This window comes from Paenibacillus sp. GbtcB18 (assembly GCF_019091125.1).
GTDB classification, from domain to species: Bacteria; Bacillota; Bacilli; order Paenibacillales; family NBRC-103111; genus Paenibacillus_F; species Paenibacillus_F chitinolyticus.
Map to the genome: position 1 here is coordinate 17,372 of NZ_JAGXJX010000009.1, position 14,687 is coordinate 32,058.

The following is a 14,687-nucleotide window of genomic DNA, read 5'->3' on the forward strand; positions in this document are numbered from 1 at the left end:
CGTTATTTTCATCATGAGCTGACAAGCCCGCGCATATAGTGTACAAACTGGTCTGGGGGGAAAGCTCATGTTCAAATCTTTTGTGCTCAAAAAATATCACTTCGTCATGTTCCTCGGGTTTCTTTGCGTAGCGTTCGCGGCAGTCCTGTTTTTCCGGAATCCGCAAATCCTGTCTACGGCGGCGGAGCCGGCCACGGCTTCGGAACGGACGATCCAGCTCGTTACCGGAGAATTTTCCACGAAACTGGAGAACGGCAAAGAAATCGAAGCTTACCGCTGGGATCCCGGCACGATTGTGGTGCGTAAAGGCGAAAATATCCGGCTCAGCATTTACGGGGTCAACGGAGCGATCCATCCTTTTATTATCGAGGGTCTGAATATTAAGGGCGAAGTAAAAAAAGGCAAAGAAACGGTCGTCAGCTTCAAAGCGGAAAAAACGGGAACCTACCGGCTCATCTGCATGACTCACACGGATATCGCCCACAGCGGCCCGATGATCGCCTATATCAATGTCATCGACTGACAGGAAGCCTGGGGCTTCCTTTTTTTAATGTTTATCACGGCGCCTCAGGCTTCTTCTACTCCCTTTCCTCCTCACTTCCGGCAAGTCAGCCGCATACACTGAAACAGAGCAAGGAGGCGATCCGGTTGAAAAATAAAACCAACGAGAAGCACAAACCGCAAATTCCTAACGCCAGGGGAATTCGCCGTTCATGCAGCCGCGAGCTTTACCGAACCGTCAAACGGCTGAAGGTGTACATTTCTCCGGAAAAAATCGAAGAAGCGGAGAAATTATATACCCGGAAAGTAGCCCAGAACATCGCGTTCATCGTGGAGCATTCGGATAACCGCAAAGTCCAGGCGGACTGGTGGGAGGAACATGTCGCTCCAGAGATAGCCGTCCTGTGGGGCGTGAACGCCGATACGCTGTCCAAAGCGTTCCGCAGCGCTTACGGGGGATAAAAATGTACGCCGGACCGCGCTTGCGGAACCGGCTTTTTTTGCCGAACAGCCTCCGGAAAGCCGGATGAAATGGAGATGTAAGGGCAGGCTAACCCATATCCGACATGCAAACCGACAGGAGGATCAGTCAGCATGAGTAAGATTTCCGGGTCTGTCAAGGCCCTTCCCTTGCGGCGGACGGCTGCAGCCTGCGCCGTTTGCGTCATGTTCACCCTGGCACCCGCTCCCGCACTCGCATCCGACGGTCTTCACGCCTCAAGCGGGCCAACCGTTTCCGCACCCCGGGCGGAAGACGTAAACGGACTGCAGCTCCGTTTATCCGCTTCACCGGCTTCGCCGATACCGGCGGAGAAAGTTCCGCACAACGCTGCCGCCAAACCCCGGGATCGGGATTATTACGAACAGCGCGGAGAAATCGTCTGGGAGGTCCCGTCCGCAGGCAAAGTGATTGCACTGACGTTCGACGACGGACCGGACCCGGTACAGACGGTGCAAATTTTGGACGAGCTGAAAAAGTACGGGGCGAAAGCCACGTTTTTCGTAGTCGGAAAAAGGGCCGAAAGGTTTCCCGAACTGATCAAGCGAGAGGCGGCCGAGGGGCACGAGATCGGCAATCATACGTACAGCCACCCTTTTCTGACCAACAACCGGTCCACGGAAAGCATCCGCAGCGAAATCGCGGCGACCCAGAAGGTGATCAAATCCATAAACGGAACGGCACCCGTCCTGTTCCGCCCACCGGGCGGCTATTACCATGAAAGACTCGTTCATGTCTCTCTGGCGGAAGGGTGTCTGCCTATTCTATGGTCCTGGCACCAGGACACGGAGGACTGGAAAGCTCCCGGTGTGAACCGGGTCGTGAACAAAGTGCTGAACAACGCCCGCGAAGGCGACATTGTCCTGTTCCACGATCATGTTCAAGGTTCTTCGAATACGGTCGATGCGATCCGTAAAATTTTGCCTGAGCTGTCCAAGCGAGGTTATCATTTTGTCACCGTATCGGAGCTTCTGAAACTGCGCGGCTCAACCAGCGGAGTAAGTAAACCTTCCGATTCCAAAACGAAATAAGCGGTCCTCAATTTCATCTGTCCTCCTTCCCTCTTCCGATGTACAATTGGGGAAAGGTACCACAGGTTGGAGGACGGTGGCTTTACATAATGGAAGCTTTAAGCTGGGAATTGCTGCTTTTTCTGATTGTGACCGGATTTTTGGCCGCTTTCGTGGATTCGGTTGTCGGCGGGGGCGGTCTGATTACGGTTCCGGCCCTGCTGTTTACGGGTCTTCCGCCCGCGCTCGTTCTCGGAACCAACAAGCTGGCGGGAACGATGTGCTCGCTGACCAGCATGACTTCGTTCCTGCTTTCCGGAAAAATCCATTTCCGGCTGGCGGCGGTGCTTTTTCCGCTGTCCCTGGTCGGTTCGATGCTCGGCGCGCTGCTGGTACACCGGATACCGTCCGAGTTTCTTAAACCGCTGGTCGTGGTGCTGCTCATTGCCGTGACGGTCTACACGCTGCTCAAAAAAAACTGGGGAGCGGCATCCACTTTCAGCGGCCTTACGTCCCGGAGCAGGTTCTGGCTGGCGGTCGGAGCCTTCGTTATCGGCTTTTACGACGGCTTCTTCGGGCCCGGAGCGGGCTCGTTCCTTATTTTTCTGTTTCTGCTGCTCGGCTTTGATTTCGTGGGAGCATCCGCCAATTCGAAGGTGCTTAATTTCGCCAGCAATATCGGTGCGCTGGTCACCTTCTTCCTGCTGGATTCCGTAAGTCTCACATACGGAATTCCGATGGGGATCGCCATGATCGGAGGCGCGCTGGCGGGAACGCGTTTCGCCATCCGCAAAGGCGCTTCCTTCGTCAAGCCGCTTTTTCTGATCATGACTACAGTGCTGATCGGCAAACAGTTATGGACGCTGATCATGTCCTGACACCCCTTCCGTGCAGCATGCAAGCAAACGAAAAGAGCCTGACCGTTCAAACGTGAACGGCCAGGCTCTTTCGCGTTAAATCTGATGCGATTCGTAGATGCGGATACTTTCAGGTTTCTGCTTGGCGGCCTCCGCCATCCCCGCAGCGACCCGCTGAGCCGGTATCGGCTTATATTTACGAAGACCTCCCGCCATCAGGAAAGAGAAGGCTTTCGCGGCAACGGCTCCCGCTTTCTCGCCGAAACGGAATTCTTCTTCTCTGTCTCCCAGCAGGAGGGAAGGTCTGAATATTCGCAGTGTACGAAGTCCCAGTTTGGATAAACCGTGTTCCAGATCTCCTTTGACCCGGCTGTAAAAAAATTTCGAATCCCGCTTCGCGCCCATGGCGGAAACGACAAGAAATTGGCGGGCCCCGTATTTCTTCGCCAGGTTGCCCAGAATCATCGGGTATTCATAATCGACTTCACGGAACTGTTCCTGTGTCCCGGCTTTCTTGATCGTGGTGCCCAGCGCGCAAAACACATCCGCCTGTTTCAATTCTTCCCGCAAAGCTTGCTCCAGCTGCTCCGGGTTCCAATCCGTCACGATTTGATGAAACTTACTTTCACTATCCCGTCCCTCGATTCGCGTGCGGACCAAGACAATAATTTTCTCGTAACCGGGATCGGCGATAAGGACAGAGATCAGCTCTCGGCCTACCAGTCCCGACGCGCCGGCTATTATGGCAGTTTTTTTCATTAAGCAGCACTCCTGGTTTAAAAACGTAAAAATGGGTTAAGTACATGTGGATTTTGCCGTTTGGCGGTTTCTCATCCTTTGAGACACGTTAGACACGGAATTAAGCAGACGGCGCCTCTACAAATATAAACAGCCCCGAAGCGGGGCCGTTATCCTATAAACGAATAAAAGTACGTTAAAGTTTCAGAATCTTTCCCTAGATGAGCGTTTCGCCTTCGAAATACGAAAGACGCGCTTTCGGTTTCATCTCCTGGCCTCCATGGCCGCCGTGAGAACGTTTGAAAACCTCGCTTTGGGTGTACGCCTCGAACGCTTCTTTATTTTCCCATTTCGTGATCACTTTAATCGCCTGTTCGTCGGTCCAGACTTCCAGTCCGAGAAAGCCTTGGAGTTCTTTCATGTTAGGCGCCTGCTTGCGGAACATTTCGACCATTTGCGGTGGATTGGGAACTTCAATGGTATTTACGGCAATGTACATCCTGGACATCCTCATTTCTTAATTAGAGTACGAAACCATATGTATAGTGTAGACCATTGAGAGCGGAGAAACAAATAAACAGAGATTATAACCATTATTTGTCTTGTAAAATAATTAATAAGTTATATAATGATCAATATTTAATTATTAATCAATTTATAAACAAAGGAGAGAAAAATTTGAAGCTTCCCAAGTTAATTACCCTGGTAACCGGCGCAGCCCTCTGCGTCTCTTTATGGACGGCCCCGGCCTCGGCCGAAGAAACCTTGAACTGGGTGGAAGGTCCGAAAAAAGTGGAACTCGGACAAATCGCCGAGCTGGATCTGGGCAAAGATTTTGTGTTTCTGAATGATAAAGACACCAAAACATTTGAAAAGCAAAACGGCACCATGACCAACAATCGGGAGATCGGATCTGTTTTTCCGAAGGATGAAAAACAAAATTGGGCAGTCATCTTTGAGTATGAGGAATCCGGTCACGTCAAGGACGACGAGAAAGACAAAATCGATGCCGACGATCTGCTCAAAAGTTATAAAAAAGGGACGGAAGAGGCCAACAAAGAGCGCAGCGAATCCAATCAACTGTTCGTCGACGGCTGGGATGTGAAGCCTTTTTACGATAACGACATACATAGCCTTTCCTGGTCCCTGCTGGGACACGATTCGAAGAACGAAAAATTCGTCAACTATAACGTCAACGTACTTACCCGGAAGGGCGTAATTTCCGTCGTTCTCGTGACCGATCCGAAAAATCTTGCGGCGGACCGTAAGGTGCTGACCACCTCCATCCTGCCGAAACTGCAGGTTAAGGCCGGAGAACGGTACGAAGAGTACAACTCCAAAACGGACAAGCTGGCCGAGTACGGTCTGTCAGGCTTGATTCTCGGGGGCGCGGGCCTTGCGGTCGCCAAAAAGGTCGGTCTGATCGGCCTGCTGCTCGTCTTCCTGAAAAAGTTCGGCGTCATTCTTGTCGCCGCCCTCGCTGCCTTGTGGCGGTTCCTCCGCGGCAAGAAAAAGAAAGCGGCCGCCGAGCAGGCCGCAGAGGCGCAGGCCGCCGAAGCGAGAGCGGCCGAGCTGACGGCAGCCGGAAGCGCCGGTCCTTCGGCCGATGCGACGGCGCAGGACGCGGACCCCGCTCCCGGGCCTTCGGCGGAGACGGCGGCGCAGCCTGCCGGCGAAAGCGGGCGACCGGTGGTGCGCATGCTGTCCGGCGGCGAAGCTCCGGCGGACCCGGCGCGGGAGCCGGAGCCTTCCCGCTCCGAGGCGGCTCCCGCTTCCGAGTCCGGTGCCGGCCATACACCTCTTACGGAGGAAGATTCCCTCCGCAAGCCCGACCGGCCGGAAGATCCGGACAAGAGCAAGTAGCCTGCGGCCGCGTTCACGGCGCGGCGCGGATTCATCAAAAGGCAGTTCCCGTTCGAGGACGGGAGCTGCCTTTTTTCTATCCCGCAACCGGAACCCTGTCCGCGGTATGCCCCCGCTTTGTCCCCGTAATGCCGGTCCGGTATCCCCGTTCTGGCTATAGCCCGAATATTCCACCCGGTATATCTTTTATAGTGTAAAGGATTTACGGAGGTATCCGACTCAAGCGGAGGTGAACGTACCGAACATACAAAAAGCACAAAAACCGGAAGCTCTTTATTATTTTGACGGAACATGCCGCCATTAAATCCACTTAATTTAGGAGGGAATTTATTTATGAAGCTTAAAAAAATGATCACTTCTCTGGTTTTGATTTCCGCTTTTACGACGACTACGGCTTTTGCCCAAACATCCCCCGCAGGCGTCAAAGACGACCTTTATCAGAAGGCCGTTCAGAAGGAAGTCGAAAACTTTGTCAAAAAAGCCTATACGCCCTATTACACGATTAACTCCATTCAATTATCCACTTCGGATTACTCGGTTCAAGACAATCAGTTGACGGCCCGCGTGAACATTTCCTTGAATAAAACGCTCAAAGCGAAATCGGTCGATGAGCTGCCTTACGTGAAAGGATTGAAAAGCAAGCTTAACGTCTTGAAGCTGCGCAAAGACGCAAGTTCCACGGATGCGGAACAGGTCGTCAACGACCGCATGAAAGATCTGCAAGAATATATCGGAACTTCCACGGACCAGAACGATTCGTTCCGGATTACGGCTCCGATCGTAAACGGCAGTCCGGACCTTAAGAACGCCAATCTGGAATTTCTTAACGGACTGGTCGACTGGATTCCCGCGGATTATTTTATTCCTTCCAATGAGTCCAGCATGATCGAAAACGGCGAAGAGTTTGTGACGGAAGCCGTAACGACCAACAAAAACTTCCTCGTCAAAAGCGCGGCGGAAGCTTCGCTGGTCCAGCCGCTTGCCGCCGTCACCTACGACAGGATTGCCGCCAGGGATTATGCCAACAAATGGACCTCGAACACAACGAACGCGTCCGGCTACGACACGAGCAAATGGAATCCGAAGTATGCCAAGCATACCGAAAACGGCGGTGTCGACTGCGCCAACTACGTTTCTCAAGCGATTTATGCCGGCGGCATCCCGACGGACAGCACCTGGAAACCGGAAAGCCTCGCCTGGGTCAATACAGGCCGTAACATCTCCAACGGTTTGAAGCAGTATATGGTGGATACGAAGGGCTATTTCTACAAGACTACCAAAACGACGACTCCCGCAGGCGGCTTCATCAGCGCCTTAAAGTACTCGCACGTTATGTTCGTGGTAGCCAACGATACGGTCACGATGCAGTTCAGCGCTCACACCAATGACAGACTTAAAGCATCCTTCGCGAACTTCTCCGCTTCGGACTATGAGTTCTACTATATTAAATCCACGTATTTAAAATAAGTGCCGCACCCGAGGCGAACAGCCTGCGGCAGTCGGCCGGCACCAACCCCTATCCCGTATACTAGCGGGACAGGGGTTTTATTTTAGGTGCGGGGTAACGGCGTACTCCGCGGCCTCCCGTTCTTTGACATACATAAATCCCCCCAATTGCCGGGAGGAAATCAATACGCGGGCGGGCCCCAGCTTGTTCTTCATTCTGGCGATCACCTTGGAGATTCCGTCCGGCTGGATGTACCCGCCCCACAGCTTTTCCGCGATGGTATGCTTGGTTACGACAATCCCTTCGTTCTCCACAAAGAACGAAAGCAGCGCCGCTTCTTTCTCCGAAAGCTCGATTCTTGTACTGCCGTATTTGATACAGAACTGTTTCGGATGAAAATAGGTTCCTTCCCCGATGTAGACCAGCTCGGAACCGGCCGCCGTTTCGTACAGACCCGGGCAGACCAGGACAGAGATCAGCTTATCCGGCGTTTCGGCGACCTTGTTTCTAAGACGGGCAACGGGGTCCATCAATATTTCTCTCACGCCGATTTCTTTGGCATAGACCGTTTCCAGCGGAGTCATAGGTTCACGGATCATCAAATAGGTTGTTGTTCCCTGTTTTACGGAACGTTTAAGCCGGAACCAGTCTTTCTCGTCCGGGCTGCCCACAGCCAGTATCGCCTGCCCGCCGCCCGGTTCCGGGAGGCCGCCGAGATCAGATCTCGCGTGAACGGAACAAACCGTCTCGTTAAAAAAATAGGAAAGCACGTGGGCCATATCCGGGTCATCTGTATAGATCGCGATTGTCATCAGCGGAGCCTCCCCCTTGCGCAGTTTATGAAACAAGCCAAGTTTTCAACGGCGTTAGCGGTTAACCCCGTAAACTTAAAAGGATATTCTTATCCTATAGATACCAGAATCGGGAAATAGTTTCAATTATTTTTAAAAAATAACTCCTTTTCATAAGCATAAAAAGAAAGATTATACCTGAATATAATAAAAAAGCAGCCCCCGTTCTAGAACGGGAACTGCCTTTCTTAATGCCTATGCGTGGCCGGCCGTTTGGACGGCCCTTGCGCAGCCGGAGTCCGCCCGGCTTCTCTTACTCCGCTTGAGCGGCAGCCGCTTCCGGCTCGACGTCTACGACGATCTTAACCGCTCCGCCGATAGGAGGCAGGCTTTTCGTCATGACGCCGTTGTAGAAGCCGATGACTTTCGCGCCTTTAACGAGCGCTTTTTTGTCGGCTTTGGCGCCTTCTTTATCAACGACTTCCGTCGCATCGGAAAGACGCAGCACAATTTCGCTTTGAGACTGCTCGGTTAGCCCTTGACCTTTGATGGTCAAGCTTTGGCTGCCGTTCTCATCCGTGCGCACTTCTTCCACGGTGCCGGAGGTTCCGAGCAGCTTCTCGGCATCCTCCGAGTAACCGGAGACGGTGATCTTGTATGTAGGCGTTTGAGGCGGCAGACTCATAGTCATGACCATCGAGTGCTCCGCTTCGACGATTTGACCGAGCGCAAGCTGATCGAACGTAAGCTTGTCTCCCTTGTCGGTGACAAATACCGTGTCGTCGCCCACGTTGAGAACGAGTCCGGCCGTGCCGAAACCTTGAATTTGCACCGCTTTATAGCCGTCCGCGCTGCGAACGGAAGTTACAACACCTTTCGTCAGGACGTTCTCCTTCTTCTCGTTGAATGAGATGGAGACGGCGCTGCCTTGAGCGTTTACCGTTCCGTGAAGAATTTCGCTGGCAAACGAAGCCGGTACGTACAGCTTGCTGTCCACAAGTTCAGGAGCCGTTCCGAGCGGCTTGTACATTTTGTTCAGCACATAACGGTCTTCGCCGGTTTTAACGAGCGTCCAGATACGGTCCTTGGACAGTTCGACGGAGTAATCCTCCTGGTTCCATTTCAGTTCCATGCCGATCGCTTCCGCCACGGCGCGAAGAGGAATCATCGCCTCCTTGGCTCCCGCTTTCACATATCCATCGGCTTCCAGTACTTGATTGTTAACGGTCACTTGTACGGACTGCGACACTTCCGCGCTGATCGGGACGAGGTTGTCCGCTTTCGTTACGACAGCCGGCGAAGCGTATGCCGCCCCCGTGGTCATAACCATGGATACGGCCAGAACCGCCAGTCCTTTTTTCATTCCATTGTTCATGCTGTTCTTTCCCTTCTGTATGTGATGAAAGTGACTTACTTCTTTTCAGACGTAAATCATGCACAATTGTTGCATAAACATACAAAGTTATAAGGAATGTACTGGATATTCAGGGCCGAAAAGAACAAAAAAATTGTATATACCTTGTCGGTATACACACTTTATAGGGCTTAATTTCCATGCGCCAGAACGGCCGAATCGTCCAGTTCGATCTTACGGATCTGGTTGCTCATAAACTCCTTCATGGGATCGAGCACCCGCATCGGGTTCGGCACGTCCCTCATGTCCTCCCACTCGCATTCCACGCCTTTGCCTCCCGCAAAGCCCGCAAACATCTGGCAGCCGCTGCAAAAATCGCTCTTCTGCCGGTCGTCCAGCTCCACGACTTTATTTCTCAGACAGCAGTACACCTCATTATGTTCGTTCCGGTAGTTTATATGATGAATCGTTGTCATCGTCAACACTCCTTTTGTTCGTATATAGGAACAGCGGAGCCGAAGCTACCGGAAAAGCGGAACCAGAAAAGACCCGCGCCGCAGCGGGGCCTCCTGACCCTTTCTATGAGAGCTACTGAATGGGATCGGGAATCAGTCCGGTTTGCTTCAACTCGCTGTTGGTTTTCATTTTTTTCATTTCGTTGCCCAGCCTGCGGATATCGTAAGAATCCGTTGCCATATACCCGTTGCTTGCCGTCTCGACGGTATGAGGGCGTTTGTTCGGCTGGTTCAAATAATCGGCAAGCTCTTTCATCCGGCAAATGGCCGCTTCGACGACACGGGAAGGCGGCAGCTCTTCCGTTTCGAAACGGGTGTGGCCGAGATACACTTCCGTATGCCCGTTCTCCAAAAGCCGGGTCGGTATGGCCAAGGTATATACACGCTGCGTAATGGAATCCGCAAAGGTGGTGACATATAGTTGGTTCTCATGGGTCCGGGGACGCACGAAACCAAACTCGCTTAACGTCTTGTGCACAAAGGAAAAAGGCCTCGTCATCGTTGCCAGCGTCTTACTGAACTCCTTCATTGGAAATTCCTCCTTTGAATTCGTTACAGTACGCATCTCCCGCCGTACTCCGAAATATCCGATTGGAACCATCGGTGTTCTTTGTTTGGATTCAAGGGGCCGTTGTGTCATGCGCCTGACCGTTTAAATTGCGTCCGGTACAGACGTGCGTAGAGACCGTCAACTTCCATCATTTCCTTGTGGGTGCCGGACTCCACTATTCTTCCTTTCTGCAGAACCAGAATGCGGTCCGCATGAAGAATAGTCGAGAGGCGATGCGCAATAACCAGCGTCGTCCGGCCTTTCATCAGCTGCTCCAAAGCAGCCTGAACGAAAGCCTCGGATTCCGAATCCAGGTGGGAAGTCGCTTCGTCCAGAATCAGGATGCGCGGATTTTTGAGCAGGGCTCTGGCGATTGCCAGACGCTGCCGTTCTCCGCCCGAAAGACGGTGTCCGCGTTCACCGACCATGGTGTCGAATCCCTGCGGCAGAGACTGCACAAAGTCGTAAATGTACGCCTGGCGGCAGGCATCTGCCAGCTCTTCTTCCGTAGCGTCTTCTTTGGCGAAGAGCAGGTTTTCCCGCACGGTGGCGTGAAAGAGAAACGATTCCTGCGTAACGTAGGCAATCTGACGGCGGAGCGACGACAGACTAACCTTTTTCACATCGAATCCGTCTATCTCTACAGTGCCCTCCGACGGATCATGGAGCCTTGCCATCAGACTGATAAGGGTCGATTTGCCCGCTCCGCTGGGACCGACCAGCGCGACAACTTCACCCGCTTCCGCTTGGAAGGAAATATCGGATAGAACCGTATTACCCGGCGAGTAAGCAAATGAAACATCACGGACCGATATGCTTCCGCGCACCGGAGGGAGTTCGGCCGCTCCTTCCGCCTCCTCCACTTCGGCCTTCATGTCCTGGTAATCGAAAATACGCTGGAAGACGCCCAGCGCGGTCGCCACCTCCACATGCAGGTTAAGCAGGGTCCCGACAGGACTGTACAGCCGTCCGAGATAGGCCGCGAAGGCGACGATTCCGCCTATGCTCATACTTCCCTGAATGACGGAGTATCCTCCGTACATATAAATGACCGCGGTGCCGAGCGGGCCCAGCACCCCGAGAAACATCATATACCAGCGGCCGATCAGATTGAGACGGAGCTCCAGATCCATTACCTGCTGGTTCATTCCGCCAAAACGCTCTTCCTGCTCTTTTTCGCGCGTGAAAATGCGAGTGAGCATAGCGCCGGAGACGCCGAAAATTTCGCCGAGCTGCGCCGACATATCGGCGCGGACTTTTTGCGTTTCTCCGCGCAGGCGCTTGCGGACGCCGGAGACTTTGCGTACCGGCAAAATGAAGGCGGGCAGGATGATGAGCGCCACGATGGCCAGGCGCCAGTCAAGGGCGAAGAGGATGCCGACGGTCGTGATGACGATGACGATCTGGGTAATCGACGACACGACGAGGCTGGTGACGACAGTCTGGACCGCCTGGATGTCCTCCGTCAGCCTCTGGACCACTTCGCCGGCCCGGGCCGCGGTAAAGAAGGACATGGACTGCCGCTGGAGATTGCGGAAAAGGGTCATCCGCAGGTCCCGCATGACGCCTTGGGCGACTTTGGTGTTCAAGTGGTTCTGCGCCACTCCGAGCATGCCGCTGAGCAGCGGCAGCGCCACGAGCAGAACGGCGAAGACGGCAAGGAGCCGGAAGCTTTGCTGCGGGATGGCGGTGTCTATGATTTCTTTCATAACAAGCGGAGGAACGAGGCCGAGTACGGCTCCTCCGAGAGCCAGCAGGACGATTACGGTCAGTTGTCCCCGGTAAGGCCGGAACAGTCCCAAAATGCGGCGCAGGGATACATCTTTGAGGATCGCTTTGGGCATTTTTCCCCCGTTTCGTTCGCCCAGTCCTCCGCCAAATCCGTTTCTCATGTGTATGGTTCATCTCCCTGTTTTATTCGTGTGTGCGGGTAAAAAGTTTACAAAAGCATACAAGCCTGCGGCTGGTTGTCCGCGTGTTTTATCGGGCGGACTCAGGGACGCAGGCTTCGCAACATTGCGGAAGCAAATGTATAATAAGAGCATACTTAAGCGGCCTTCCGCCGGAGATTGTGCACGGCGGGCTCCCGGGGGAGCGGCTGTCGTTCCGCCGGGCACGCCGGGCCGGCGCGGGCGCTAAAGCGCCGCACAGCCGTCGCTTAGGCAGGGTCCCGGTGTGCGGCGCCCCGCGGGCGCGAGAGTTCGCGCAGCGATCCGCCGCCGAACGGACGTCCTAAGCGCGGACCGGCGGGAACGCCGCTTGAACGGCGGCGGCGATTTCCTTCGCCATGCCGATCACCCGGTTCAGCGAGGTCGTCTGCAAGACGGCATACTGCCGGGGGCCGTCGGCGTTCACGATCGCGGCGACGGTGTAGTCGCCGACGAGCGGAAGGTTCTTGCCGAGCGATTTGCCCGGGAAAATCGGCCGGTTCGACACCTGGTACAGCCCGACGGAAGACGGCTGTCCCAGACACGCGTCGATGCCGACGACCGGGACTTCCGCCGGGATTTCCGCGAGGCGCTGCACAAGATTGCTCGCATCGCAGGGATGCTCCAAGGTGCCGATGACGCTGTAGCCGGCTTCGGCCAGCATGGAGCCGACGAGCGGGCCGAGTGCGTCTCCCGTCGAGCGGTCGGTGCCGATGCACACGAACACGCACGGAAGTGCGGCGCCCGCTTCTTCCCGGATTTCCGAAAAGAAGGCGGGAAGCTGTCTTCCGGATACTTTTTTCCAGTAGCCGTCTTTGGAGGCTTTGGAGGCATTGCTGGCCGGTGGTTTGGCAAGGCTTGCGGCGGCTTCCCCTTCGCTTCGGGAAATGTCCATGCGGAGGTCTCCTTTCTTTGATACACTGTTTTGACAAATCGTTAAGACTAGCTGCTATGTCCCCGTTCTATGACGTACCGATTTGATGTACATACAAGTACACGGTGCTGTTCTCACCCGGATAAAAAAGGCCGGACAACCGGCATGAAAAAACCAGTTTTCCTGCCGTGCTTTCTGAGTGCAATCGGTTATTTTCCACTTTTCCAGAAAGAGTCCTGTTTATACCATCACGGGCAGCTCTCTTTCCCCTAGTTCCCTATTATTGTTCCACAAGGAGGCCGCTCATGTCCATAGCCGGAATATTGGCTCTGCTTATCCTGCTCTACTGGCTGGTCATGCTGGCGGATCACCTGCGGGGCGCAAGGCTGTTTCGCGAACTGCCCCCTGCCGGTCCGCTGCCCGATCCCCCGCCTCTCGTCTCGGTTATAATCGCTGCCAAAGAGGAAGAAACGACAATTCGCGATACGGTGCGGCATCTGCTCGCGCAAACTTATCCCCGGCTGGAGCTGATTGTCGTAAACGACCGCTCGCAGGACGGGACCGGACGCACGCTGGACGAGCTCAAACGGTGGTCCGAGGAGGAGCGCGGGGATATCCGCATCCCCATGCGGGTGATCCACGTGACGCGTCTGCCGGGCGGATGGCTCGGCAAAAACCACGCCCTGTACCAGGGCTACCGGCAGGCCCGCGGTCAGTGGCTGCTCTTTACCGACGCCGATATCCGCTTTCACCCGGACACGGTCCGGGAAGCGGTCGGCTTTGCGCTGAGCGAGCATGCGGACCATCTGACGCTCACGCCCCACATGACGGCGCCCACGTTCTGGCTGCGCAGCTTCATCCGCCACTTCCTCTTCTCGCTAAGCCTGTTCACGCGCCCCTGGCGCGCGAATCTGGACGGGGAGCGGAGCGGCGGCATGGGCATCGGCGCGTTCAACCTCATTCACCGGCGGGCCTATGAAGCGATCGGGACGCACGAAGCGATCGCCCTCCGGCCGGACGACGACCTCCAGCTCGGCGCGCGGGTGAAGCTGGCCGGTCTCCGCCAGCGCCTCGCATCGGGGCGGAGCAGGCTGCAGGTCGAATGGTATCCGAGCATGAGGGCGGCCGTCCGGGGACTGGAGAAAAATCTGTTCTCCGGCTTCGGCTACAAAGTTTCTTTGGCGGCTGCGGCCGGAGCGGGTCAGCTCCTTCTGTTTACGTTTCCCTGGCCCGGCATGCTGCTCTACGGAGATTGGCGCAGTCTCGTCCATCTGGTGAGCGTGCTTATCATGACCGCCCTTTATCGGAAGCAGATCCGGATGATGGCAGGTTCACCTGGCCTTGATACCCTCGCCATTCCGGCAAGTGCGGCTCTCCTAGTCTATGTGCTTGTCCGGTCCGTGGGACTGGCGCTCAAACAAGGCGGCGTCTACTGGCGCGGGACGTTCTATTCGCTGAGCGACCTTAAAAAAATGAAATAAAGAGCAATTGTGAAAGAAACCATTACAGAATGTTTACAACTGAAGCATTTAGTTTATTGTATAATGAAGAGGAATAAAAAAGAGGAGGAGAGTCTTCCATGTCCACTGTGCCGACAAGAATGTACAAGTACGCCTTTGGCGCGCTGCTCCTTACGGTCAGTCTGCTTACGGCTTACACAAACATCCAGCCGTAATAGGAAAAGCGGGATAAAGACGACGATTCGGTCTTCCTGCAACAGCTGCCCGGCTTAACCACAGTTCGTACCCCTCATGATCGAA

The 14,687-nt window shown here is 54.5% G+C and carries 15 protein-coding genes; 7 read left to right on the plus strand and 8 right to left on the minus strand.

Annotation, left to right across the window (positions count from 1 at the left end; translation table 11 throughout):
• Nucleotides 1–67 precede the first annotated feature (67 nt).
• From KVT34_RS23060 to KVT34_RS23075, 4 genes are all read left to right on the plus strand, one after another.
• Entirely contained in the window at nt 68–523 is a 456-nt protein-coding gene (locus KVT34_RS23060; protein ID WP_217561505.1) for a cupredoxin domain-containing protein, read from the plus strand.
• 125 nt (nt 524–648) lie between these two features.
• The gene (locus KVT34_RS23065; RefSeq protein WP_217561507.1) at nt 649–963 is read left to right on the plus strand and encodes a dehydrogenase; all 315 of its coding nucleotides are present in this window, start codon (nt 649–651) and stop codon (nt 961–963) included.
• A gap of 132 nt (nt 964–1,095) precedes the next feature.
• Nucleotides 1,096–2,031 (plus strand): polysaccharide deacetylase family protein, encoded by a 936-nt coding sequence (locus tag KVT34_RS23070; RefSeq protein ID WP_217561509.1) that lies wholly within the window; start codon nt 1,096–1,098, stop codon nt 2,029–2,031.
• An 89-nt stretch (nt 2,032–2,120) separates the two neighbouring features.
• Entirely contained in the window at nt 2,121–2,888 is a 768-nt protein-coding gene (locus tag KVT34_RS23075; protein ID WP_217561511.1) for a TSUP family transporter, read from the plus strand.
• Nucleotides 2,889–2,963: 75 nt separating this feature from the next.
• Here the strand turns inward: KVT34_RS23075 and KVT34_RS23080 are convergent, their stop codons facing one another.
• Together KVT34_RS23080 and KVT34_RS23085 are read right to left on the minus strand one after the other, a co-directional pair.
• On the minus strand, nt 2,964–3,626 hold the full coding sequence (locus KVT34_RS23080) for an NAD(P)H-binding protein (protein WP_217561513.1): 663 nt from the start codon (nt 3,624–3,626) through the stop codon (nt 2,964–2,966).
• A 196-nt stretch (nt 3,627–3,822) separates the two neighbouring features.
• Nucleotides 3,823–4,104 carry an antibiotic biosynthesis monooxygenase family protein gene (locus KVT34_RS23085; protein WP_009673274.1) on the minus strand — a complete coding sequence of 94 codons (282 nt, stop codon included), beginning with the start codon at nt 4,102–4,104 and terminating at the stop codon, nt 3,823–3,825.
• Between the two features lie 179 nt (nt 4,105–4,283).
• On the opposite strand from KVT34_RS23085, the gene KVT34_RS23090 reads away from it, so the two are divergent.
• Both KVT34_RS23090 and KVT34_RS23095 read left to right on the plus strand, forming a co-directional pair.
• Nucleotides 4,284–5,468: a DUF2167 domain-containing protein gene (locus KVT34_RS23090; RefSeq protein WP_217561515.1), complete on the plus strand. Its 1,185-nt coding sequence runs from the start codon at nt 4,284–4,286 to the stop codon at nt 5,466–5,468.
• A gap of 333 nt (nt 5,469–5,801) precedes the next feature.
• Nucleotides 5,802–6,935: an amidase domain-containing protein gene (locus KVT34_RS23095; RefSeq protein ID WP_217561517.1), complete on the plus strand. Its 1,134-nt coding sequence runs from the start codon at nt 5,802–5,804 to the stop codon at nt 6,933–6,935.
• Nucleotides 6,936–7,013: 78 nt separating this feature from the next.
• Here KVT34_RS23095 and KVT34_RS23100 read toward each other — a convergent pair whose 3' ends face one another.
• The 6 genes from KVT34_RS23100 to yyaC form a co-directional block, all read right to left on the minus strand.
• Complete coding sequence (locus KVT34_RS23100) at nt 7,014–7,727, minus strand: winged helix-turn-helix domain-containing protein (RefSeq protein WP_217561519.1); 714 nt, start codon at nt 7,725–7,727, stop codon at nt 7,014–7,016.
• Between the two features lie 292 nt (nt 7,728–8,019).
• On the minus strand, nt 8,020–9,081 hold the full coding sequence (locus tag KVT34_RS23105) for a copper amine oxidase N-terminal domain-containing protein (RefSeq protein ID WP_217561521.1): 1,062 nt from the start codon (nt 9,079–9,081) through the stop codon (nt 8,020–8,022).
• Between the two features lie 170 nt (nt 9,082–9,251).
• Nucleotides 9,252–9,536 (minus strand): hypothetical protein, encoded by a 285-nt coding sequence (locus KVT34_RS23110; protein WP_217561523.1) that lies wholly within the window; start codon nt 9,534–9,536, stop codon nt 9,252–9,254.
• 112 nt (nt 9,537–9,648) lie between these two features.
• On the minus strand, nt 9,649–10,104 hold the full coding sequence (locus tag KVT34_RS23115; protein WP_009673267.1) for a hypothetical protein: 456 nt from the start codon (nt 10,102–10,104) through the stop codon (nt 9,649–9,651).
• 107 nt (nt 10,105–10,211) lie between these two features.
• Nucleotides 10,212–12,017 carry an ABC transporter ATP-binding protein gene (locus KVT34_RS23120; protein ID WP_217561525.1) on the minus strand — a complete coding sequence of 602 codons (1,806 nt, stop codon included), beginning with the start codon at nt 12,015–12,017 and terminating at the stop codon, nt 10,212–10,214.
• A gap of 340 nt (nt 12,018–12,357) precedes the next feature.
• Nucleotides 12,358–12,948, minus strand: coding sequence for a spore protease YyaC (yyaC, locus tag KVT34_RS23125; protein WP_217561527.1), 591 nt, complete (start codon nt 12,946–12,948; stop codon nt 12,358–12,360).
• A 284-nt stretch (nt 12,949–13,232) separates the two neighbouring features.
• Here yyaC and KVT34_RS23130 point away from each other — a divergent pair, with 284 nt between their 5' ends.
• On the plus strand, nt 13,233–14,408 hold the full coding sequence (locus KVT34_RS23130) for a glycosyltransferase family 2 protein (protein WP_217561529.1): 1,176 nt from the start codon (nt 13,233–13,235) through the stop codon (nt 14,406–14,408).
• Nucleotides 14,409–14,687 lie beyond the last annotated feature (279 nt).

Coding starts and splice junctions, on each gene's coding strand:
- KVT34_RS23130 (WP_217561529.1), top strand. CDS start 13,233: ATGTCCATAGCCGGAATATTGGCTCTGCTTATCCTGCTCTACTGGCTG.
- KVT34_RS23070 (WP_217561509.1), top strand. CDS start 1,096: ATGAGTAAGATTTCCGGGTCTGTCAAGGCCCTTCCCTTGCGGCGGACG.
- KVT34_RS23075 (WP_217561511.1), top strand. CDS start 2,121: ATGGAAGCTTTAAGCTGGGAATTGCTGCTTTTTCTGATTGTGACCGGA.
- KVT34_RS23095 (WP_217561517.1), top strand. CDS start 5,802: ATGAAGCTTAAAAAAATGATCACTTCTCTGGTTTTGATTTCCGCTTTT.
- KVT34_RS23100 (WP_217561519.1), bottom strand. CDS start 7,727: ATGACAATCGCGATCTATACAGATGACCCGGATATGGCCCACGTGCTT.
- KVT34_RS23105 (WP_217561521.1), bottom strand. CDS start 9,081: ATGAACAATGGAATGAAAAAAGGACTGGCGGTTCTGGCCGTATCCATG.
- KVT34_RS23060 (WP_217561505.1), top strand. CDS start 68: ATGTTCAAATCTTTTGTGCTCAAAAAATATCACTTCGTCATGTTCCTC.
- KVT34_RS23085 (WP_009673274.1), bottom strand. CDS start 4,104: ATGTACATTGCCGTAAATACCATTGAAGTTCCCAATCCACCGCAAATG.
- yyaC (WP_217561527.1), bottom strand. CDS start 12,948: ATGGACATTTCCCGAAGCGAAGGGGAAGCCGCCGCAAGCCTTGCCAAA.
- KVT34_RS23120 (WP_217561525.1), bottom strand. CDS start 12,017: ATGAGAAACGGATTTGGCGGAGGACTGGGCGAACGAAACGGGGGAAAA.
- KVT34_RS23080 (WP_217561513.1), bottom strand. CDS start 3,626: ATGAAAAAAACTGCCATAATAGCCGGCGCGTCGGGACTGGTAGGCCGA.
- KVT34_RS23115 (WP_009673267.1), bottom strand. CDS start 10,104: ATGAAGGAGTTCAGTAAGACGCTGGCAACGATGACGAGGCCTTTTTCC.
- KVT34_RS23110 (WP_217561523.1), bottom strand. CDS start 9,536: ATGACAACGATTCATCATATAAACTACCGGAACGAACATAATGAGGTG.